The organism is Polaribacter glomeratus (assembly GCF_002954665.1).
Classification (GTDB): domain Bacteria; phylum Bacteroidota; class Bacteroidia; order Flavobacteriales; family Flavobacteriaceae; genus Polaribacter; species Polaribacter glomeratus.
The window spans coordinates 836,538-857,978 of record NZ_MSCM01000001.1 but is presented as its reverse complement, the minus strand read 5'-3'; the positions used below and the strand labels follow the sequence as shown (position 1 = coordinate 857,978).

General features: G+C 28.9%; 20 protein-coding genes. 11 read left to right on the top strand and 9 right to left on the bottom strand.

From position 1 onward, the window contains the following. Positions 1–235: 235 nt before the first annotated feature. The 6 genes from BTO16_RS03660 to BTO16_RS03635 form a co-directional block, all read right to left on the bottom strand. On the bottom strand, positions 236–1,039 hold the full coding sequence (locus BTO16_RS03660) for a peptidase associated/transthyretin-like domain-containing protein (protein WP_105020288.1): 804 nt from the start codon (positions 1,037–1,039) through the stop codon (positions 236–238). 246 nt (positions 1,040–1,285) lie between these two features. After that, positions 1,286–3,727 (bottom strand): M1 family aminopeptidase, encoded by a 2,442-nt coding sequence (locus BTO16_RS03655; protein ID WP_105020287.1) that lies wholly within the window; start codon positions 3,725–3,727, stop codon positions 1,286–1,288. 191 nt (positions 3,728–3,918) lie between these two features. Beyond that, positions 3,919–4,455, bottom strand: coding sequence for a DUF4252 domain-containing protein (locus BTO16_RS03650; RefSeq protein WP_105020286.1), 537 nt, complete (start codon positions 4,453–4,455; stop codon positions 3,919–3,921). A gap of 62 nt (positions 4,456–4,517) precedes the next feature. Then, positions 4,518–5,036: a DUF4252 domain-containing protein gene (locus BTO16_RS03645; protein WP_105020285.1), complete on the bottom strand. Its 519-nt coding sequence runs from the start codon at positions 5,034–5,036 to the stop codon at positions 4,518–4,520. Positions 5,037–5,068: 32 nt separating this feature from the next. Beyond that, positions 5,069–5,491, bottom strand: a complete 423-nt coding sequence (locus tag BTO16_RS03640) for a hypothetical protein (protein WP_105020284.1) — start codon at positions 5,489–5,491, stop codon at positions 5,069–5,071. Further along, positions 5,478–5,987: an RNA polymerase sigma factor gene (locus BTO16_RS03635; RefSeq protein WP_105020283.1), complete on the bottom strand. Its 510-nt coding sequence runs from the start codon at positions 5,985–5,987 to the stop codon at positions 5,478–5,480. The genes BTO16_RS03640 and BTO16_RS03635 overlap by 14 nt, the downstream gene beginning before the upstream one ends. Positions 5,988–6,141: 154 nt before the next feature. On the opposite strand from BTO16_RS03635, the gene BTO16_RS03630 reads away from it, so the two are divergent. Together BTO16_RS03630 and BTO16_RS03625 are read left to right on the top strand one after the other, a co-directional pair. Continuing rightward, positions 6,142–7,596, top strand: a complete 1,455-nt coding sequence (locus BTO16_RS03630) for a S41 family peptidase (protein WP_105020282.1) — start codon at positions 6,142–6,144, stop codon at positions 7,594–7,596. A gap of 2 nt (positions 7,597–7,598) precedes the next feature. Then, positions 7,599–9,062 carry a S41 family peptidase gene (locus tag BTO16_RS03625; protein ID WP_105020281.1) on the top strand — a complete coding sequence of 488 codons (1,464 nt, stop codon included), beginning with the start codon at positions 7,599–7,601 and terminating at the stop codon, positions 9,060–9,062. A gap of 73 nt (positions 9,063–9,135) precedes the next feature. On the opposite strand, the gene BTO16_RS03620 is transcribed toward BTO16_RS03625, so the two are convergent. Then, positions 9,136–10,104: a patatin-like phospholipase family protein gene (locus tag BTO16_RS03620; protein ID WP_105020280.1), complete on the bottom strand. Its 969-nt coding sequence runs from the start codon at positions 10,102–10,104 to the stop codon at positions 9,136–9,138. 46 nt (positions 10,105–10,150) lie between these two features. Between BTO16_RS03620 and BTO16_RS03615 the strand changes: the two genes are divergently transcribed. The 3 genes from BTO16_RS03615 to pepT all read left to right on the top strand — a co-directional run bounded on the left by BTO16_RS03615 (position 10,151) and on the right by pepT (position 13,220). Next, a complete protein-coding gene (locus BTO16_RS03615; RefSeq protein WP_105020279.1) occupies positions 10,151–11,194 on the top strand; it encodes an oxidoreductase in 1,044 nt (347 codons plus the stop codon). Positions 11,195–11,376: 182 nt separating this feature from the next. After that, positions 11,377–11,973 (top strand): hypothetical protein, encoded by a 597-nt coding sequence (locus tag BTO16_RS03610; RefSeq protein ID WP_105020278.1) that lies wholly within the window; start codon positions 11,377–11,379, stop codon positions 11,971–11,973. A 2-nt stretch (positions 11,974–11,975) separates the two neighbouring features. Further along, positions 11,976–13,220, top strand: a complete 1,245-nt coding sequence (gene pepT, locus BTO16_RS03605) for a peptidase T (RefSeq protein ID WP_105020277.1) — start codon at positions 11,976–11,978, stop codon at positions 13,218–13,220. Between the two features lie 38 nt (positions 13,221–13,258). Here pepT and BTO16_RS03600 read toward each other — a convergent pair whose 3' ends face one another. Next, on the bottom strand, positions 13,259–13,798 hold the full coding sequence (locus tag BTO16_RS03600) for a 1-acyl-sn-glycerol-3-phosphate acyltransferase (RefSeq protein WP_105020276.1): 540 nt from the start codon (positions 13,796–13,798) through the stop codon (positions 13,259–13,261). Positions 13,799–13,842: 44 nt separating this feature from the next. On the opposite strand from BTO16_RS03600, the gene rmuC reads away from it, so the two are divergent. Beyond that, the gene (rmuC, locus tag BTO16_RS03595) at positions 13,843–15,180 is read left to right on the top strand and encodes a DNA recombination protein RmuC (protein WP_105020275.1); all 1,338 of its coding nucleotides are present in this window, start codon (positions 13,843–13,845) and stop codon (positions 15,178–15,180) included. A 244-nt stretch (positions 15,181–15,424) separates the two neighbouring features. Here the strand turns inward: rmuC and BTO16_RS03590 are convergent, their stop codons facing one another. After that, the gene (locus BTO16_RS03590) at positions 15,425–15,763 is read right to left on the bottom strand and encodes a DUF4870 domain-containing protein (RefSeq protein WP_105020274.1); all 339 of its coding nucleotides are present in this window, start codon (positions 15,761–15,763) and stop codon (positions 15,425–15,427) included. 173 nt (positions 15,764–15,936) lie between these two features. On the opposite strand from BTO16_RS03590, the gene BTO16_RS03585 reads away from it, so the two are divergent. The 5 genes from BTO16_RS03585 (at position 15,937) to BTO16_RS03565 (ending at position 21,328) form a co-directional block, all read left to right on the top strand. Then, on the top strand, positions 15,937–16,437 hold the full coding sequence (locus BTO16_RS03585) for a Dps family protein (RefSeq protein ID WP_105020273.1): 501 nt from the start codon (positions 15,937–15,939) through the stop codon (positions 16,435–16,437). A gap of 48 nt (positions 16,438–16,485) precedes the next feature. Beyond that, positions 16,486–17,340 (top strand): mechanosensitive ion channel family protein, encoded by an 855-nt coding sequence (locus tag BTO16_RS03580; protein ID WP_105020272.1) that lies wholly within the window; start codon positions 16,486–16,488, stop codon positions 17,338–17,340. Between the two features lie 88 nt (positions 17,341–17,428). Then, positions 17,429–18,832, top strand: coding sequence for a tRNA uridine-5-carboxymethylaminomethyl(34) synthesis GTPase MnmE (mnmE, locus tag BTO16_RS03575; RefSeq protein ID WP_105020271.1), 1,404 nt, complete (start codon positions 17,429–17,431; stop codon positions 18,830–18,832). 29 nt (positions 18,833–18,861) lie between these two features. After that, positions 18,862–20,934 (top strand): lipocalin family protein, encoded by a 2,073-nt coding sequence (locus BTO16_RS03570; protein WP_105020270.1) that lies wholly within the window; start codon positions 18,862–18,864, stop codon positions 20,932–20,934. A gap of 34 nt (positions 20,935–20,968) precedes the next feature. Continuing rightward, positions 20,969–21,328, top strand: coding sequence for a hypothetical protein (locus tag BTO16_RS03565; protein ID WP_105020269.1), 360 nt, complete (start codon positions 20,969–20,971; stop codon positions 21,326–21,328). Positions 21,329–21,441 lie beyond the last annotated feature (113 nt).

Below are 21,441 nucleotides of genomic sequence, written 5' to 3'. Positions count from 1 at the left end.
CGCAAAAAAGTTTTTGTTCTTCTTGCGCTAATTTCTTAAAAAACAAAACGTTTTGCACTAAAATGTGATGCCAATATTCTAGCATTACAAGGTTTTTTAAAGGAAGTTTTTTTGATGTTTTCCTAAGTTTTAATGCTACGAATAAAATGATTAAAATAATAATGACAATTAATAAATATGACATTCTTCGCTAAAAAGATTTGAAAAACTTAGATAAAATAGTTATGAAATTTGATTACTTTTTATCGTCCAAAAATAGTTTACTTTTTTTGTTAATCAATTCAAGAAATTCTATTTCATGACCGTAATTTAACAAATCAAAATCAAAAGTATCATCTTCTACATATCTAATAAATTCTTCTACACGATGCGCTGGAATATTAAAATTCTCTATTAAAAAATTAGAACCTAAATAATATTTAATAAATTCTGCAGGTACTTCTGGAATTCCTGCTGCTTTTTTATCTTTTACCTCAGATCTAAAAAGAGGTATTAACAATTGATCCACTAAATTTACAATATTCAATCCATCGGTAATTGTTTGAGTTTCTGACGGAATTACTCTTTTTCTAACTTGATTTCCCAAATCAGGAGTATTTTTGTATGTATCGTCATTCTTAATACCAAAATAAATTACATCAAGTTTTTGGCTAAATTTATTTACCTTATTAAGATCTATTGCCAAGTTGCCTGAAAGTTTTTTAGTGCTTACTAATATTATTTCGTCTAATTTATTAATTTCTTCAATTAAAAATATGTGCAACTTTTTAGATTCTAAAACTGATGTATTGATTATAACATCAAAATTCTGATATTCTAAACCCCTAATTTCTAATAAATCATTTAAAGCGACTTCAATTACAAACTCGCCATTTTTATCAGTAATTGTACCGATATCTGTTACCGTATTATAAACTGCAATACTCTCAAGATCATTACCTTCAACAATAATTTTCCCGTTTATATGTACGCGCTTTACATCTTGAGAGAAAGCAAATAAACTTGTGCAAAATAAAAGCAATACCAATAATTTTTTCATGTTTAGTTTTTATCCGATAAAAATAATCGTTTTACACCCAATTAAACCAATAATAACTGCAAAATTTTGTAATAAAGCTTTATTTAAATTGATAACGAATAGAGGTAAAATAAGACTGGCTAGTATTTTTAAATATAAGATTAACACAAACTAAAACCCTATCAAGCAAAATAGTTTAATTTACATTACATGTCAAAATAATTATTTTAAACATTTTAAAATTAAAAACCTAATTACAAACAAAATCTATAACAACCTCGCCATTGCAGTTTTAATAATTTCTATGTTTCTATCTCTGTTTGATTTATTTACTTTCTGTTGCTCTTTTATCATATCTCGCATTAAGTTAATGACTACTTTATCGAAATTAAAGCCTTTAAATTGCTTTCCTTTTTCGATCATATCATCAACCAAATTCTGAATTGCTTTAGAGTTATTGCTCTCAGAAATTTGTTTAAATGCTTTTTGAAACAATACTTTGGTAGTGTCATCGCCAGTTAAAAACATACCAGATAAAACACTTTTTGCAATAAAAGGTAATTCTGATTCGTCATTTTCTTCAATAAAAATTCTAGTTAGAGGCGTTGCTAAAATCTTTCTAACTTCGTCTGGCAATTGTTTCGATTTTGCAATTGCAGCGGGCTTATCTACATAATACAAAGACACCAGCGATTTACCCAACACAGAATACGATTTACTTTGCAAGCCTTTTTCAAAAATTGGTTTTAACTCAGGATCTGTTAATTTACCTAATGTATTAATTGCTTCTGCTTGCACCAATGTTTTTACATCGTTATTTGCCATATTCATGATTTTTTGAATCACATCCTTTTTAGAAAACTTATTAATTAAATCAATTTGTTGCAATGCTAAAACCCTAATTTTATAAGATTTGTCATCCAAAGCCTGAACTACGGCATTAAAAGCTTCTTTATCATCCTGTTTTTTTGCCACAATTAAAAAAGCCTCTCTTCTGTGCGCATAATTATCAGCATTTTTTAACTGAAAAATATAATCGCTTAAAACTTTGTTTTCGTTTATTTCACAAACCAAAGATCCATCTGCATTTACCTGAATTAAATTTGGTTGTTTTGTATACGGAAAAGTAAAGGAAGCATCTTTTGCATCTACAAAAACGCTGTGTCTTGTTCTTTTTGATCCTTCAAAAACATCGATCGCAAAGGGAAACTTAAATATTTCATTTTGCAATTGAACCACGTTTACCGTCACTGTTTTTCGCAAGGTGTTGTAATCGTATGAAATTTCTATGTTTGGGTGTCCTGCACCAAAATACCATTGATTAAAAAACCAATTCAAATCTTTACCAGTTAAGTTTTCAAAAATTAAACGCAATTGATCTACTTCTGCTGCTTGAAATTTATAGGTATTTAAATACTGCTTTAATCCTAAGAAAAAAGCTTCATCGCCTAAATATATTCTTAACATATGTAAGATAGCGCCACCTTTATTGTAGCTAACTAAATCAAACATATCTTCTTTATCTTCGTAATTATAACGCACTAGCTCTTTTTCTTTACTTTGGCCATTTAAATACGCATCTACATCTTCGAACAAATGCATTTCTGCATTTACTTTGCCATATTTATATTCTCTCCATAAATACTCGCTATAATTAGCAAAAGATTCGTTTAACGTTAAATTAGACCAACTTTCTGCAGTTACTAAATTGCCAAACCAATGATGAAAAAGTTCATGCGCAATGGTATTTTCTTGCACATTTTCATCAATTAATTGTCCAGGTTTTTGATATGCCTGTTCTCCATGCATCACAGCAGTTGTGTTTTCCATTGCTCCAGAAACATAATCTCTACCCACAATTTGGCTGTATTTATTCCAAGGATATTCTACGCCCAACTTATCCGAAAAGAAACCCATCATTTCTGGTGTTAATCCAAAAATATCTTTTGCATACGGCGCAAATTCTTTTTCTACATAATAATTTACAGAAATATTTTTGTAAGAATCTTTTATAATTTCATATTCGCCAATTCCCATAAAAAACAAATACGGAGCATGTTTTTGATCGAATTTCCAGTAATCTGTTCTGTTATTTCCTTTTTTTGTTTGACTGATAAGTGCGCCGTTAGAAAGCGTTACAAACTTATCTGGAACGGTTATAAATATTTCTTGTGATGTTTTTTGATTTGGAGCATCAATAGTAGGAAACCAGCAGCTACTTGCTTCAGTTTCGCCTTGCGTCCAAATTTGTGTAGGTTTATTTTTTTCTGAACCGTCAGCATTAATAAAATACAACCCTTTTGCACTTGTTATTGCTGCACTCCCTTTTTGATAGACCTTTTCTGGTTGTGCTGTATACTTTATATAAATAGTAAATTCCTCGTTTCTTTGATAAGTTTTTGGCAAACTAATACTTAAATTTAGGCCATCTTCATAGGTATATTTTAAAGCAGAATTATTCATTGAAACTTCATGAATTAGCATCGCTTTTGCATCTAAAGTAATTGTATTTGTGCTGTAAAAATGTGGTTTTGCGGTAATCCAAGCTTCACCATTCATCGTTTTGTTCTCAAAATTAAAATCGACATTTAATTTTGTATGCACTAAATCATGAATTTTTTCTCTTTCTGATTGATACACTTTACTTTGTGCTTCGGATAAGAAACTCATCAACACAAAACAAAAAATCACTAACTTGTTATACTTCATAAACTTTTTTATAAAAATCAAAAATAAGAAATCTGATGAAAGTAGCTGTTAATTAGCCGTTAAAATAAGTAAGCAGTTAGCAATTGCCGTTTTCAGTTAGCAATTAGCAGTTTCAGTTTTCAGTAAAAAAAAAGCTGGAAGAAAAGAGTTTAACTCTCTACTTCCAGCTTCTTAATTACTTTTAAAAAATATTATTGTCCTGTAAACATAGCGCCTAAACTCTCTAGGTTGCCTCCATCCATTTTTACGCTATTCATCATTTCAATTACCTTAGCAGGATTCATGTTTTCACCCAACAATCTTGCTACTCCAACGCCTACATCTTTACTATACATAAATGCAATTACTTCATCTAAAGACTCTGTATTACCTGTATAATAAACGTTTACACTCATACCTTTAGCTTTTACGGCTCCTAAACTTTTATATTCCTTATTTGTAAAGATATTTTTTAGTGTCGCTTTTTCTGCTTCATAAGCAACCGTGTTATCTGCTGTCTTTTTTAAAAAAGCAACATTGATTTTTTTAATACTTTTCATTGTTTCTTTTACTTCGTTGGTAACGTCTGCTTTTGCACTCATTAAAGAACTTACAGGTAAATCTCCTGTAAAAAAACCTTCTTTTCCGCTGGTATCGACTAAATAACTTTGCAACGATTTTTCATTTTTGCAAGAACTCGCAAATAGTACTATAAAAACTAGAGAAAATAATGTGTATATTTTTTTCATTTTGTAGGTTTAAATGATAAGAAAGTCAGACTTGATAATTACCTCACTTTCTTATCTTATATTTATTTTTTATTACCTTCTTTTACAAAAGTATCAGCTAATTCAGACATTTTGTTAATGTCTATATTTCCTGTTAAAGAAACAATCATGGCTTCGGATGCTTGGTTTGTTTTCTTACTCAAACCTTTAATAAACATTAAAACTTCGCTTACGTAATCTTTGTTTTTTGTTGATTTTACATAGATTTTAATACGAGACTCATCATCTTTAATACGCATTAATTGTGTTAAATTTTGAGTTTTAATGGCAGAATTAACCATATTTTCCATTTTATCTGCTACAGATGAATTTTCTGTAGAAAACATTTTAAACTCTTTTAAGTCTTGAATCATTTTAAAGACTTTCATCCCTTCGTTATCGTCAATTTTAACATTTTTAAATTTAGAAATTAATTCAAAAGCATCTTTGGTAACAACAACCATATCTACGCCTTGCATGTCTTCTAAAGTATCAAAAAACGATTGTGCATTTGTTACAATTGGTGTAACAATAAATGCTATTATCATTATTATTTTTTTCATAATTACTTGGTTTTACTATTCTTTACTTGGTTTTATTTTAAGATTTTATTTACTGTGTTTTCATAAGTATATAAGGTTGCAACTGCTTGTTCTCCTTTTTTAAGGTTTTGAGAAAGTAATCTTAATCCTTTACTTATTTGTTCAAATTGTTTTAATGCTTGGTATCTTTCATATTCTTGTTTACCAATAAATACACTAAACAATAGCACTATTGACGCTGCTACAGACAACCATTTATAGTTTCTTCTTTTAGATTTCTTAGGTTCTAACGCAATGGTTTTTGTGTAGACTTCTGCTTTTATAGTAGCAAAATATGTAAACATATACGCATACTCTTGCAAATGAGGAGCAACAGAACCTTCTGTGAAATAGTTTTTCAAGGTTGTTTCTTCCTGCAAAGTAGTTTCTGCATTTAAATATTTTTCTACTAATTTTTCTATGTTAGCTAACTCCATAGTTGTGTTTTTTAATTAATTCTTCTCTTATTGTTTTTCTTGCTCTAGATAATGCAACCCTTACTGCGGTTGGTTTCATATCTACCATTTTACAGATTTCATCAAAATCATATTCTTCTATATCTCTAAGTTGAATAATAATTTTTTGTTGTTCTGGTAATTTTTCTATCAATAAATGCACTTGGTTTACACTGTCTTGATATTCTAATTGTTTTTCTAAAGGCGTATCTTTTTCCTTATAATTATTGTGTACTAATGTTAAATTACTTGCTTGTTTACTTTTTAAACGATCATAACAGTAGTTTTTTGTCATGGTCATTGCAAACGCTTCAACATTATTATAATCAGCTATTTTGTCCTTGCTTTTCCACAATTTAAAAAATAGTTCTTGAGTAGCATCTTCAGCTTCTTCTGAAGAAACTAATAATCTTTTTGCTAATCTAAAGACTTTATCTTTAAATGGTAAAACAACTTTTAGGAAGTCTGATTGATTCATTTTTTTTATTTGTTTATCTGCTATTTTTTCATCTCTTATAGCAGGTTTACATAATTAAGACGACACATAATTTATTTTGTTACATCAATGTTTTAAAAAATACTAAATATGTTTAAATTGCGTTAAATTTACTATATAATTTAGACCTATTTACATGAGGAATTTTTTTAAAGTTATTTATCTATCAATATTTATTACAGTTTTTGCAAGCTGCTCTAAAGAATATGAAGTTCCTCAAGATTTAATTGTGCACGACTTTGTTTGGAAAGGTTTAAATGCCTACTATTTGCACCAAGATAAAATTGCCGATTTAGCAGATAGACGCTTTAGTTCTGATCAACAATTAAATACTTATTTGAGTACTTTTCTTGACTATAACGTGTTATTCTCTAGCTTATTAATTTCTTCGGATGTAAAATCTACATTAATTGAAAATTACAATACTATAAATAATGTTGAATTAAGAACTGCTTTTACAAATGGGTTGGAATTCGGAATTATAGCTGAACCAAATAATACAGACAATGTTTTAGGCTATGTAACTCATATTTTACCAAATTCTGATGCCACAACCAAAAACATAATAAGAGGCGAATTTTTTCATGCAGTGGATGGAGTACAACTTACAAGAACAAATTATCTTGATTTACTGGTAAACGGATCAGATAATTTTACCTTACAAATGGCAAATTTTAACGGAACAATCGTTATTCCTAATGCCAAAATAGTTGCTTTAGAAAAACAAATTTACAACTATGCTCCTACTTTTTTAGAGAAAATAATTACTCAAAATTCTGATAAAATTGGGTATTTAGCATATAATAATGATTTTTCTAAAAACTACATCAACGATTTAAATAACACCTTTTTATCTTTTAAAAATCAAACAGTTACCGAATTAGTTTTAGACTTTAGAAATAATATTGGTGGTGGTAGTTTTGCTAAAAACGTTTCAAAAATTGCTGCTATGATTACGGGTCAATTTACTGCCGAAGTTTTAATAAAAGAAGAATGGAATTCAAAAGCACAATCTTGGTTTTTAGCTAATCAACCAGATTCTTTACTAACTAAATTTCCTACTAAATTAAACGAGACTACAATCATCAATAGTTTAAATTTGACAGATGTTTACATCATTTTAAACGGAACTAATTTTTCTGGTTCGTCAGCAACTGAATTATTAATAAATAGCTTAAACCCTTACATAAATGTACATGTAATTGGTACCAAAACAGCTGGAAACAATTCAGGTTCAATTACATTGTATAATTCCTTAGATTACGATTTTCCTTTAAGAAATATGACACATACAGTTGCTTTACAACCCATCGTGTTAAGTTTTCTAAATAAAAACGACCAAACCTATAACAACGGCTTTACGCCAAACATTACGTTGTGTGCAAATGAAGATGTTTTAAATTTAGGCGTTTTAGGAGAAACATCAGATCCTATTCTAAACCGAGTATTAAATTATATTGCAACAGGAAATAAGGGAACAAGTTCGGCTTGTAATCCTTCTAACTTTGAGTATTTATTTAACAGTATTAGTCCTCAGAGAGAAATTGACAAAGGCATTTTTATCAACCAAAATTTACCCAATACCAATTAATAATGAAGAAGTTTTTTTTATATGGTTTATTAGCAACAGCTGTTTTGTTAACATCATGCAATAAAGAAAAATCATATTCTATTGAATCGACTGTAAATGATAAAATAAATGGGTTTATTTGGATTGGTTTAAACAATTACTATTTATGGCAAAAAGATGTGCCAGATTTAGCCGATGGTAAATTTGCGAATTTAAGCGATTTATACTTATATTTCAATGGATATTCTAATCCTGAAACTGTTTTTGAAAGTTTATTAAATAGACCTACAGATCGTTTTTCTTGGATTGTTGAAGATTATATTGCTTTAGAAAATTCCTTTCAAGGAATTAATTTAAGCAACGGCATGGAGTTTGGTTTGGTATTATACAAAAATAAATCGAATAATCTTTTTGGTTATGTTCGTTACGTAATTGAAAATTCTGATGCGGCAACTAAAGCGGTTTCCCGTGGCATGATTTTTAATACGATCAACGGTTCTCAATTAACATTAGATAATTACAATGCTTTATTATTTAGCGATGCTACAAATTATACCGTTGGTTTTGCAGATTATAATGATGGAAATCCGGTTTCTAATAACACCTCTATTTCATTGTCAAAAATTGAAATCCAAGAAAATCCAATAGCCATTACCAAAGTTTTTACAGAAGGGACAAAAAAAATTGGATACTTACTATACAATCAATTTGCTAGAAATTATGATGCACAATTAAATGCTGCATTTGCAAACTTTAAATCAGAAAATATTAATGAATTAATTCTTGATCTTCGATACAATGGTGGTGGTTCTGTTAGTACTGCAACCTATTTAGGCAGCATGATTACTGGGCAATTTAATGGTCAATTATATTCGCAAGAAGTTTGGAATGATAAAATTAAAAAAGCATTTTCTGCTGATAGTTTTATAAATAATTTTAAAAATCAAATTAGAAATACAGATGCCAACGGAAACGTTATTTTACAAGAAAGCATTCAAAGTTTAGGTTTAAATAAAATATATATTATAACTTCTTATAGCACAGCTTCTGCATCAGAATTGGTTATAAACTCTTTAAGTTCTTATATTGATGTAAGATTAGTAGGTAAAACCACTAGAGGAAAACAAGTTGGTTCTGTAACCTTATATGATTCTGATAATTTACAAAGAAACGGTGCTAATTTAAACCAAAATCATAGATATGCAATGCAACCTTTGGTGTTAGAAATTAGTAATAAAGACAATAAAAATTACCCAAATGGTATTATTCCCGGAAAAACTTTACCAGGTATAGAATTAGGTGAAGATTACACTAATTTAGGAGTTCTTGGAGAGCGTTCTGATCCTTTATTAGAGAGTACTTTAACATATATTACATCAGGATTAAAAACAAGTAATAAAACGAATACTACTTTTGAATTTAAGGAAGTATTCAATTCTAAATTAGCTACACCAGCCAAAGACAATATGTTTATTAACTTTAAGTAAAAGGATAACTTAAATTAAAAATCCAGCAATTTGTTGGATTTTTTTTTATTAAATAAATTCGAGGTTTCTTAAATTACAAAATCAACTTTTCAACATCATCAATACCTTCAACAACTTCTTTATCGGTTAAAACATCTGGTCTAAATTCGCTCATTAACTCCTCTCTTTTAGATTTTGCATACGTATAACCAGATTTCCACCAAGTATGCATTAGTTTTTCATCAAAAATTAAAGAATTTGTAGTTAAAACTGTAGGTGTATAATATAAATTTAATTTTACATCTTTATTTTTTGCTGCCAATTTGCCTATTGTAATATTGTGTCTTTCTACATGCGTTAACATAAAATCAAACACATCAAACAATAACGAAAAAGGGTTTTTAGAAGGTACTCTATTTATCTGTGAAACTTCTGTTTCTAAAATTATGGCATCAATTTCGGTTGCTCCTCTTAAAATCGCCTCTCTAATTGGCACTAAAGATCCAAAACCACCATCTGCATATTGGCAATGATCTTTTTCTAACAAACTCATAAAAGGCACATAATTACAAGAGCCCCAAATCCAATCTGCAAAATCTTCGTAAGTACAGTCATTGCTAGATTTATATTCAATTTGATTGGCCGTTAAATTAGAAACAGTTACCACAACTTCTTTGTTGCTATTTCTAATTTCTTCGTACATCCTTTTAGTGATGTTATTTTTAATTAACGTGCGTAAATTTTTACTTTCTCCAAATGTTTTTCTTCCGTTTAAAAAATTCCACAGCGTATTTAAGTGTCTTATGCTAATTACTTTTTCGCCAGCAACCATTTTAATTCTAAAAGGATTATTACTAAAAATAGTTTCTTGATTTACATTCGTATATAAATGTTGTAACTCATCAAGCATTCCTAGTGCCAAATGTGAAACCATTAAACTACCGGTAGATGTGCCTATAAACAAATCGTATGCTCTGTTTTCTTTTTTCATTAAGTATTGGGCTACACCGCCTGCAAATGCTCCTTTACTTCCTCCTCCAGAAATTACCAACGCTTTTTTCATAAACTACAAATGATTTGTTTAATTTAGACGTATAAAAATATTAAAAATGAAAAGAATATCGATACTAATTTGCACTTTCCTTTTAATAAACTCATGTTCAAGTAAATACACTCCAAGAAACATCGAGAATATTGAGATTCAAGAATTTAAAATGGATAGCACTAGTATTAGAGCCATTATTGCAATAAACAAAGACTGTGTTTATTATGCTGGTTCTATTGGCGATTTTGGTTTTACTACGGATGCTGGAAAGTCTTGGTCTGTAAAAAATAATGTTTTTAAAGATTCTATTATTCCGCATTTTAGAAGTTTAGCCAAAAATGGCGATAATTTTTTTGCCCTTTCAATAGCAAATCCTGCTTTACTGTACAAAATATCGAAAAATACTACCGCATTAATCTACTCAGAAAATCATGAAAAAGTATTTTATGATGCAATTCAATTTTTTGATGATGGTTTGCACGGCATTGCAGTTGGCGATCCAACAGAAGATTGTGCGTCCATAATTTTAACTTCGGATGGTGGTAATTCTTGGAGTAAAATTTCGTGTGTCAACTTACCAAAATTTGCAGACGGTGAAGCTTTTTTCGCCGCAAGTAATACCAACATAAAAACATTAGGAAGCACAGCCTGGATTGCTTCTGGAGGCGCAAAAGCACGTATTTTAAAGTCGGATGATTTTGGTAAAACTTGGCAAATTTTTGATACGCCAATTATTCAAGGTAATGGTCCGCAAGGAATTTATTCTATTGATTTTGCTGATAAAAATAACGGAATTATTATTGGCGGAGATTACTCTAAACCCTCAGAAAACAAAGCAAATAAAGCAATTACCAAAGATGGTGGAAAAACGTGGACTTTAGTTGCAAACAATCAAAATCCTAATTACAAAAGTTGTGTGCAATATGTGCCAAACACAAACGGACAGGAAGTTTTTGCAGTTGGTAAAACAGGAATTTCTTTTTCAAATGATTCAGGAAATACTTGGAAAGACGTTTCTAAAGAATCTTATTACACAATTAAGTTTGTTGATAAAAATACAGCTTGGTTAAGCGGCGATCAAAAAATAGGAAAGTTAGTATTAAAGTAAATTTTTAAATTTTTATCGCAAAAGCGTAAAGATGCTAAGTTTCAAAGTTACTTTTGAAATCTTATTTAAAATGATTTTTTAAATTGTATTAATTTGTAGGATTTGCATCAAATAAAAGCGATTTATTATTGCAATGTTCCAAATCATTTTAAAATTAATAAACTATAATTCATAAAATTTAAATGAAAAATAATCTATATAAATCCTTAAAATTTGGCACTAAAAAAAGGTTTCGCATTCTTTTTATAGCATCGCTCCTGCTCTTTTCTTGTGTAAAACAATCAGAAATTAGTAACGATTTTAATTGTGAAAAATCAGCCTACAGCAATTTAGAAAATGTAGAAGATATTAAAAATCTATTTTCCTTAAAGCTTCCAAAAAATTGGAAAATAAATTTATATCAAGATGAATCGCAATCGTCTATTTTTGCCGCAGACACTACAAAACAATTAACAGAAACTGTTTTGATTGATGTTACTTTTATCAAAAATAAAATTACTTTTGATGATGTTTTTATGTTACAACAAGAACAAGAGAACTTAACAAAAGGTCTGATTAAAATAAAATCTAAAGAAATTACTCTTTTAGAAAAGCCCTCTTTTTACACTATTTACAAGGGGAAAAAAGGAGCTTTTTTGTATCAAACTTGTCATACTTTTATAAAAATAAATGCAGAAAATTTTATCCTTGCAAAAACAGAAATCTATGGCGATTCTTTGGTAAACGAAAGATTCTGTAATTCTTTTTCATTAATAGAAAACATTAAAATTCACCCATAAAAATGATTGATAAACAACACATTATAGCTCGATTTATAAAATATGTTACCATTGACACAGAATCGGATCCTAATAATCCTGCTTTTCCAAGCACCAAAAACCAATGGAACTTAGCCAAAGTTTTAGAAAAAGAACTTAATGAAATTGGAATGCAAGATGTTGAGTTAGATAAAAATTGCTATATCATGGCAACTCTGCCAAGTAATTTAACTTACAAAGTGCCAACCATTGGTTTTGTATCGCATATTGATACGAGTCCAGATTTTACAGGAAAAAATGTAAATCCGCAAATAATAGAAAATTATGACGGAAAAGATATCCTTTTAAACAAAGAGAAAAACATCGTTTTATCTCCAGATTATTTTGAAGATTTAGTACAATACAAAGGTCAGACAATTATTACTACAGACGGAACAACCCTTTTAGGTGCAGATGATAAAGCTGGCGTTACAGAAATTGTTTCGGCAATGGAATATTTAATTAAAAATCCTGAAATTAAACACGGTAAAATTAGAATTTGTTTTACACCTGATGAAGAAGTTGGTAAAGGCGCTCATTTATTTGATGTAAAAAAGTTTGATGCAGAATGGGCGTACACAATGGATGGCAGTCAAATTGGAGAGTTAGAATACGAAAATTTTAATGCGGCAAGTGCAAAAGTTACTATTACGGGTAAAATTGTTCATCCTGGCTATGCAAAAGGCAAAATGATTAATTCTATGCTAATTGCAACTGAATTTATTGGTTCGCTTCCTGCCAACGAGGTTCCAGAAAAAACAAGTGGTTATGAAGGTTTTTTTCACTTACATGACAGCAACGGAAATGTAGAACAAACTGTTTTAGAATATATTATTAGAGATCACGATTTAGACTTATTTGAGAAAAGAAAATACTTATTACAAAAGATTGCATTCGATTTTAATGAGCGTTTGCAACAAGATGCAATTACCGTAGAAATAAAAAATCAATATTTTAATATGAAAGAAAAGATAACACCTGTTATGCATATTGTAGATATTGTTGAAGAAGTGATGAATAATATTGGCATTACTCCTTTAATAAAACCAATTAGAGGTGGTACAGATGGTTCTCAACTTTCATATAAAGGATTGCCTTGCCCTAATATTTTTGCGGGCGGTCATAATTTTCATGGAAGGTTTGAGTACGTTCCGGTGGAATCTATGATAAAAGCGACAGAGGTAATAGTTGGCATCGCTAAAAAAGTAGCAACTAAATATAAAGTTTAAAATACTAATTCAACAAAGGAGTAAAATCCTTTGTTAAATTAAAATTGATCGGGATTTTTACCTTTAACATTTTGATAAAAAGCATAAAAAACCTGAAAATCTTTTTCCTTATCATCTGTTGTATAATAAGGGTCAGAAAGTTTTACTTGTTTTTTTTCAAAATCTAAAGTAGCCATTACAATAGGTACATTTGCACCCTTAGCAATATAATAAAAACCTGTTTTCCATTTGTCAACCTTTTTGCGCGTTCCTTCTGGCGATAAACCTAGTCTAAATTCTTCTTTTTCGTTAAATATTTGAATAATGGCATCAACGAAATTATTACTCTTACTTCTATCTACAGGTGTACCGCCTAAAGCTCTAAAGAAAAAGCCAAAAGGACCATTAAAAAGAGAGTTTTTACCAATAAAATTTACCATAATTCCAGAACTCATTCTTGCTAACATTGCAATAGGAAAATCTTGCCAACTTGTATGAGGAGCAGCAATAATGACATATTTTTTTACAACTTTATTAAAATCGCCATCTAACTTCCAACCTAAAACTGTGTATAATATAAATCTTGCAATTGCTTTCATGGTCTGTCTTAAAAGTGATAAATTTAAGAACTTAATTTGATATGATGAACGATTTGATTATTTACTTCTTAACTGCACTGATTTTTAGCTTTGTAGGATTTCTTATTGGCAAGCTTTTGACCAAATTACTTGTAGAAAAAGAAAAAACGGTTGTAGAAAAAGAGAAATCTACTTTAGAAGAACGTGTTGCGCTGCTGCAACAATCTAAAGACATTGTTGAAGATAACTACATAGAACTTCAAAAAGAACTAAAAATTAATCAGCAAGAAAAAGAACGTTTACTAACTGTAAATACAAGACAAGATTCAGAAAACAAAAATTTACAACTAAAGTTGGATGAGCATAAAAGTGAAGTAGAAAAATTGCAAAAAAAGTTTACCAATGATTTTGAAGTGCTCGCCAACAAAATTTTAGAAGAAAAATCGAATAAATTTACAGTTCAAAATAAAGAAAACTTAAAAATAATATTACATCCGCTGCAAGAAAAAATAAAGATTTTTGAAGATAAAGTAGAGCAAACACACAAAGAAAGTATCGATTATCATGCTGCTTTACGTCAGCAAATTATCGGTTTAAAGGAGATGAATTTGCAAATGAGTAAAGAAACCATTAACCTAACAAAAGCATTAAAAGGTGATAGTAAGACACAAGGAAATTGGGGCGAATTAGTATTAGAACGAGTTTTAGAAAAGTCTGGATTAGAGAAAGATAGAGAGTATTATGTGCAGCAAAGCTTTACAAATGAAGATGGCAAGAGAATTTTGCCAGATGTAGTAATTCATTTACCCGATAATAAAAAAATGATTGTAGATTCTAAGGTTTCTTTAACCGCTTATGAACAATACATAAATGAAGATGATGAGTCATTAAAAGTGCAATTTTTAAAAGAACATATAACCTCTTTAAAAAGACATGTAGATCAATTATCAGAAAAAAAATATGAAGATATTTATAAAATAGAATCTCCAGATTTTGTGTTGCTTTTTATACCAATAGAACCTGCTTTTGCAGTTGCCATTAATACAGACAATCATTTATATAACAAAGCGTTCGAAAAAAATATAGTTATTGTAACACCAACAACTTTATTAGCAACACTGCGTACTATAGATTCTATGTGGAATAACGAGAAACAGCAAAAGAATGCCATTGAAATTGCGAGACAAGCTGGTGCTTTGTATGATAAATTTCAGAGTTTTTTAAACGATTTAATAACGATAGGTAAAAGAATTGATGAAAGTAAAAAAGAATACTCAAATGCCATGAATAAACTTTTTGAAGGCAGAGGAAACTTAATTAGTAGCGTTGAAAAGTTAAAAAAAATGGGTGCAAAAGCAAAAAAGGCAATTCCTGAAAACATTATTAAAAGAGCAAACGAATAACAACTATACTCTTATAAATTGTTCTTATATTCTAAATTAGAATCTTCATTTATTCCTTTTATTTTCAATTAGATAAAATAAAATTATAATATTAAGGACTTGTAAAGAATTAGGTAGCGCTAATAACTTTGAATAAAATTGGCTAATAGTTTTTTGTTCATCAAATAAACAGAACATTTTTATCCAAAAAAAAAATCACCTAATAAAAGATGATTCTTAATTCAAATAAATACACTCTTTCTCTCTATTTAATTATTCTTATTGAAAACGGATAGTTTGGCAACTCATCATTACTCGCTTTTATGGCATTTATAATCGGAAAAATTAGGTAGAAAAAACCAATTGCAATCAAACCTAAAATTCCTAAACCTAAAAGTAGAATTAAAGGAATACAAATTAAAATATAGATAAACATTGAAATTCTAAAATTTAGAATTGCTTTACCATGTGCATCCATACCAATTACATCGTCTTTTTTAGTAAGCCATAAAACTAACGGAACTATAAAACCACCAATTCCTGTTACAAAATCTAATAATTGACTTAAATGTGTAAGCACTAAAAGTTGTTTATCTTCTCTCATGGTTCTTCGGTTAAATTAACGCTATACAATTAAGACGAAAACTTTGTTGTTTTGTTACATAAATCTAATTATTATGATAACTAAGTATTTGAGTTAAGATGAACTCTATTTGAGCAAAGACAAACTTTGTATTGATTGTAGTTTTGTATTGAACTTAAAAACAAAAAAAACATATGAATTATTTACATATAGAAAAAGAGGAAATAAGACCAATTGTAACAGAATTAAATGTGCTTTTGGCAGATTACCAGATTTATTATCAAAAATTAAGAAATTTTCATTGGAATGTTTTAGGAAAAAACTTTTTTGAATTACACATTCAATTTGAAAAAATGTATAATGACACAAAAATTAAAATTGATGAAACTGCTGAAAGAATAGTGACCCTAAGGTACCACCCTATTAGTAATTTATCTGATTATATTAAAACTTCTAACCTTTTAGAATCAAGTCCGTTATTAACAGATACAGAAATGGTTGATACATTACTAAAAGATCAGAAAACTATTTTAATTCAATTATCAAAAGTGATCGAAAAAGCTACGAATGCAAAAGATGAAGGAACCATAGATTTAATTGGCGCTTATATTAGAGAATTTGAAAAAGCTTCTTGGATGCTAAACGCTTGGTCTAAAAACACCAAAGATATATTAGATAGTAGTTTTGTTAAATAATAACTATTATATAAAAATAACTTTTAACAATAAACTTTAAAACAAAAAATGGATAAAATAATATTAAAGCTAGAAACCTGGAAAGACCTTTTTATAAAAAACATACCAAATATTGCAATTGCTTTAATTGTAATATTTGTTGCATATTTTGCATCAAGAGCAATAAATAAATTTATTGCGAATAATTTAGGAGAAAAAATTAAGCAAAAATCTGTAAGAAACTTAGTATCTAGAGTAGCATCTGCAATTATATTCTTAACCGGTTTATACATGGCAATGACAATATTAAAGTTTGATGACACTTTAAAAGCTATAATTTCTGCCGCTGGTATATCTGGTATTGTTATTGGTTTGGCGCTGCAAGGTACTTTATCTAATACAATTTCTGGGGTAGTTTTATCATTCAGAAAAAATTTAAATATTGGAGATTGGATTGAAACTAATGGTTTTTCTGGTCAAATAATGGATATCAATCTAAATTATTTTGTTATTAAAGAAGCAGATAATAATATGGTAATTATGCCAAACAAAACCATTTTAGAAAATCCTTTTAAAAATTATACACTTACTACAAAAATGAGAATTTCTATTACTTGTGGCGTAGAATACGGTGCAGATTTAGAAAAAGTAGAACAGTTAACTAAAGAAGTTATTAGTGCTAATTTTAGCCAAAATGAGTTAGGAAAAGATGTAGAATTCTATTATACAGAATTTGGTGACAGTTCAATTAATTTTTTGTGTAGATTTTGGGTAGATTCTAAAAACGCACTTGAAAAACTAAAGGCAAAAAGTGATGCCATCATAAAAATTAAGCAAGCCTTTGATAAAGAAAACATTAACATACCGTTCCCAATGAGAACATTAGAGTTTGTTCCAAATCAAAACCTGAACATTAATAAATAAGTAATAGTATAAATTTCAATAAAACAAGCTTAATGCAATTGCATTGGGCTTGTTTTATTTTCTCTAAAATGTTATGTATTTTTGCACTATGATTAAAAACGATACTATTATTGCTTTAGCTACACCATCTGGAGTTGGAGCAATTTCTGTAATTAGACTTTCTGGTGAAAATGCAATTGATATTGTTGCTACTTTTTTTAAATCTATAAAAAAAGGGAAGACAATAAAGAATCAAAAATCGCATACCATTCATTTAGGGCATATTGTAAATAATGGTCTTATTTTAGATGAAGTTTTGGTGTCTATTTTTAAAAATCCCAGATCGTATACAGGAGAAAATGTCGTGGAAATTTCGTGTCATGGATCAAGCTTTATTCAACAAGAAATTATACAATTATTTCTACAAAATGGCTGTAGAATGGCAGATAATGGTGAGTTTACCATGCGTGCTTTTTTAAATGGAAAAATGGATTTATCGCAAGCAGAAGCTGTTGCGGATGTTATTGCATCTAATTCTGCTGCGAGTCATCAAATGGCAATTCAGCAAATGCGAGGCGGAATTACCAATGAATTGAAAGAATTACGCGCACAATTATTAGATTTTGCAGCTTTAATTGAATTGGAATTAGATTTTTCTGGCGAAGACGTTGAGTTTGCAGACAGAACAAAATTCAAAGAATTGGTGGCAAAAATTACCTTTGTTTTAAAACGTTTAATCGATTCTTTTTCTTTTGGAAACGCCATGAAAAACGGAATTCCGGTTGCTATTATTGGCGAGCCAAATGTTGGGAAATCAACTTTACTAAACACCCTTTTAAATGAAGATAAAGCTATTGTTTCTGAAATTGCAGGTACTACAAGAGACGCTATCGAAGATGAAATTATTATTGATGGTGTTGCTTTTAGATTTATTGATACTGCAGGAATTAGAGAAACAAAAGATATTATAGAAAGTATCGGAATTAAAAAAGCCTATGAAAAAGCAGACAATGCGCAATTAATTATTTTACTAATTGATGCAGGAAAAGTTGGTAGTAGTTTATCATCAGTTAGTCGTTTGGCAACTGAAGTTGAAATTATAAAAAATCGTTTTCCTAACAAACGTTTGCTAGTGATTGCTAATAAAATTGATAAACTTTCTTTGGATGAAACTGTAACATTACAAGCAGAAATTGAGAATTTAATTTTAGTATCAGCAAAAAATAAAACAGGAATTGAAACTTTAAAGCAAGAATTAACTTCTTTGGTTAATATTGGCGCATTAAGTAATAATGAAACTATCGTTACCAATTCTCGTCATTTTGAGGCTTTAAATAATGCATTAAAAGCAATTTCTTCTGTACAAGAAGGTATTAATTTAGAAATATCTACCGATTTATTTTCTATCGATATCAGAGAATGCTTGCGTCATTTAGGCGCTATTACAGGAGATTATGATGTTGATAAAGATATTTTAGGACATATTTTTAGTAATTTCTGTATTGGAAAGTAATAACCTCTTTTAAAAATTAATTGCCTTTTATGAAATTTAAATTCTATTACTTTCTATTAATAATCTATACTCTATTTACCTCGTGTTCTAATGAAGATGATATCTTTGATTTAAACACAAGGTTTTATTCCGATGTTCATAAATCTGCTTCGGCCAGGGATTTATTAGGAACTTGGGCAATATTTAATATAGAATTTAATGGAAAATTTTCACCGGTTCCTGTTAATTATCAAGATTGTGGACGTGATTATCTGGTGTTTTTAGAAAACGGAATTTATAAAGAATATGTATACCAAAACAGTGATTGCACCTATATTTCTAACACTTTAAATTGGAGCCTAGAAAATGGTGTCATAATTTTATCAAATCAATTAAATCAATCGGAGGAACTAGCTGTCACCAAATTAACGAACAACGAACTTGTTTTTAAAACTCGATTTGATGTTGATTCAGATGGTAATTTAGATATTTTAAAAGCATTCCTTAAACCTTATACTCCTATTGAAATAGATTTAATTTCAGACACTTTTGCACGAAACCAAGCTATTGAATATAAAAATATATTAAGTTACACTTGGGACGTTTATACCGGAAATCAAGAATTTATTGCTTATGAAATCTATAGAAGTTCGGGTACAAATTGCTCTAAAAGCAATGCAATATTAATTGAAACAATTTTAGATGTAAATACTGCTATTTTTACAGATCTTTTACCACCAAATGTAGAACGTCTGTGTTATTTTCTTAGGATAAAAATTAAAGACAACGTATTAGGCGAAAGCGATTTACAAACATTAGACACCTATACTTTAGAAGCAACACCTGTTAACTTAAATGTACCACAAGTAATTAATAATACGATACATTTAAATTGGGAGAAAAGCGAAATGCCCTACTTTTTATACTATGAAATTTCTTACTCAAACTTTGCCCCTAACATATCAGGATTTGGGGAACAAAACATAGACGTTATAAAAATTACTGATAAAAATGTAACTAGTTTTATTGATCAAAATCCGCCCTATTTAGAAAAACCCTACTATAAAATTAATGTATATGATATTTTTGGAAATAAAACCTATGATAGTTACGATAACTATACTGTAACTAGAGAAGTTGATTATAAAAGAGACGAAATTTTTAATATGAACAGCGTTCTATCCTATGCAATAAATCCTAATAAACCTATTATTTATTTTTTTGGATATGAAAGCAATGAATCAAATGCTATAAAAATTCATAGGTTTAATTATGAAACCAATAAAACGGAAGCAATTTCTGATATATCGCCAAATACATACACTAATTTACCAATTGAAACTTTTACATCTAACTATGGTGAAGAAATTTTTCTAGAAAATGGAGGAGAATTACAAGTTTACAATGCCAATACTTTAAAGTTTAAATACAACCTAAAACCTAATACTATTGGCTCAATTCACGATTTTATGTTTACAACATCTGGGTTTTGGACTTTTACTGATAGCAACCATATTTATACCTATTCAAGAAATAATGGCAACTTAACTCTGATAAACAAAAAGCCTCATTTTACAGGATTTCAACCAAATAATAATTACAGCATTTTCGAAATTAAAAACAATCAACTTTTAGTTGGTCATAAAAATGAATCGAATAGCATTCTTTATAATATAAACTCAAACGGGTTTCTATCCGAAGTAAAAACTGTTGCGATTAACATAAGTGAAAATGAAAAAAGAAATGCAAATTATAATGCTGCAGCTAATTTTATTATAAATTTTAACGAAAAACAATTATTTTCTACCAATAATTTTTCTGCTTTGGCATCTTTTAATCAACCTAATTTTGCATCCGGAGTGAGTATAGATGGACAAAATATTTATGGTTCAAATAACAACCCAAACTGGTCTGTAAATGACGATGGTCAGCAAAAAAAAGAGGCAATAATTTACAATAGAAATACTCAACAAATTCAAAATTTTATGACCAAAGGATATCCACATATTATTTTTGAAAATTATAAAGGTGAAATAGTTTCGATTTCAAGCGGAATGAGAAGAGAAAACCTGAAAAATAATATTAATAATAAAGCAGATATTTTTCTAGAAATCATCAGATAAATCTAGTTTATTGAGAGTAAAACCTTTAAAATAAATGAAAATAAAAGATTTAATAGGAGAATTTTCGATATTAGGAAGCAATCAAGATGCTGATGAAAATACTTATAATGGAACCCTTTCCTTAACTTTGGATGAAAACGAGCGAATTATAGCTAAATGGTTCATTAACAATACACAAAAACAATTTGGAACAGGCTTTTTTAAAAATAACATTCTTGTTATCAACTTTAATTACAAGGGTTTTGAAAATAAAACGTACAAAGGGGTTGTAATTTATAAATGCTTAAATAAAAATGTTTTAGAAGGTTTTTGGTCAGAAGAACTTGGAAATCCCAAGTATTTAGGATCAGAAAATTGTTTTAGAATAACAGACAAAAATGAGTTTCTAAATTAAACCTTGCGTAAAATAGTACACTCTTTTATTTTTTTAAAAAACCTAGTAAAATCTTATTTGTTATTTACCTAAGTATTAAAAGTATAAATTATTTATTTGTTTAAATTTGAAAA

Coding starts and splice junctions, on each gene's coding strand:
- BTO16_RS03565 (WP_105020269.1), top strand. CDS start 20,969: ATGAAAATAAAAGATTTAATAGGAGAATTTTCGATATTAGGAAGCAAT.
- BTO16_RS03580 (WP_105020272.1), top strand. CDS start 16,486: ATGGATAAAATAATATTAAAGCTAGAAACCTGGAAAGACCTTTTTATA.
- BTO16_RS03600 (WP_105020276.1), bottom strand. CDS start 13,798: ATGAAAGCAATTGCAAGATTTATATTATACACAGTTTTAGGTTGGAAG.
- BTO16_RS03585 (WP_105020273.1), top strand. CDS start 15,937: ATGAATTATTTACATATAGAAAAAGAGGAAATAAGACCAATTGTAACA.
- BTO16_RS03650 (WP_105020286.1), bottom strand. CDS start 4,455: ATGAAAAAAATATACACATTATTTTCTCTAGTTTTTATAGTACTATTT.
- BTO16_RS03660 (WP_105020288.1), bottom strand. CDS start 1,039: ATGAAAAAATTATTGGTATTGCTTTTATTTTGCACAAGTTTATTTGCT.
- BTO16_RS03620 (WP_105020280.1), bottom strand. CDS start 10,104: ATGAAAAAAGCGTTGGTAATTTCTGGAGGAGGAAGTAAAGGAGCATTT.
- BTO16_RS03615 (WP_105020279.1), top strand. CDS start 10,151: ATGAAAAGAATATCGATACTAATTTGCACTTTCCTTTTAATAAACTCA.
- BTO16_RS03630 (WP_105020282.1), top strand. CDS start 6,142: ATGAGGAATTTTTTTAAAGTTATTTATCTATCAATATTTATTACAGTT.
- BTO16_RS03610 (WP_105020278.1), top strand. CDS start 11,377: ATGAAAAATAATCTATATAAATCCTTAAAATTTGGCACTAAAAAAAGG.
- rmuC (WP_105020275.1), top strand. CDS start 13,843: ATGAACGATTTGATTATTTACTTCTTAACTGCACTGATTTTTAGCTTT.
- BTO16_RS03640 (WP_105020284.1), bottom strand. CDS start 5,491: ATGGAGTTAGCTAACATAGAAAAATTAGTAGAAAAATATTTAAATGCA.
- mnmE (WP_105020271.1), top strand. CDS start 17,429: ATGATTAAAAACGATACTATTATTGCTTTAGCTACACCATCTGGAGTT.
- BTO16_RS03590 (WP_105020274.1), bottom strand. CDS start 15,763: ATGAGAGAAGATAAACAACTTTTAGTGCTTACACATTTAAGTCAATTA.
- BTO16_RS03570 (WP_105020270.1), top strand. CDS start 18,862: ATGAAATTTAAATTCTATTACTTTCTATTAATAATCTATACTCTATTT.
- BTO16_RS03655 (WP_105020287.1), bottom strand. CDS start 3,727: ATGAAGTATAACAAGTTAGTGATTTTTTGTTTTGTGTTGATGAGTTTC.
- pepT (WP_105020277.1), top strand. CDS start 11,976: ATGATTGATAAACAACACATTATAGCTCGATTTATAAAATATGTTACC.
- BTO16_RS03625 (WP_105020281.1), top strand. CDS start 7,599: ATGAAGAAGTTTTTTTTATATGGTTTATTAGCAACAGCTGTTTTGTTA.
- BTO16_RS03645 (WP_105020285.1), bottom strand. CDS start 5,036: ATGAAAAAAATAATAATGATAATAGCATTTATTGTTACACCAATTGTA.
- BTO16_RS03635 (WP_105020283.1), bottom strand. CDS start 5,987: ATGAATCAATCAGACTTCCTAAAAGTTGTTTTACCATTTAAAGATAAA.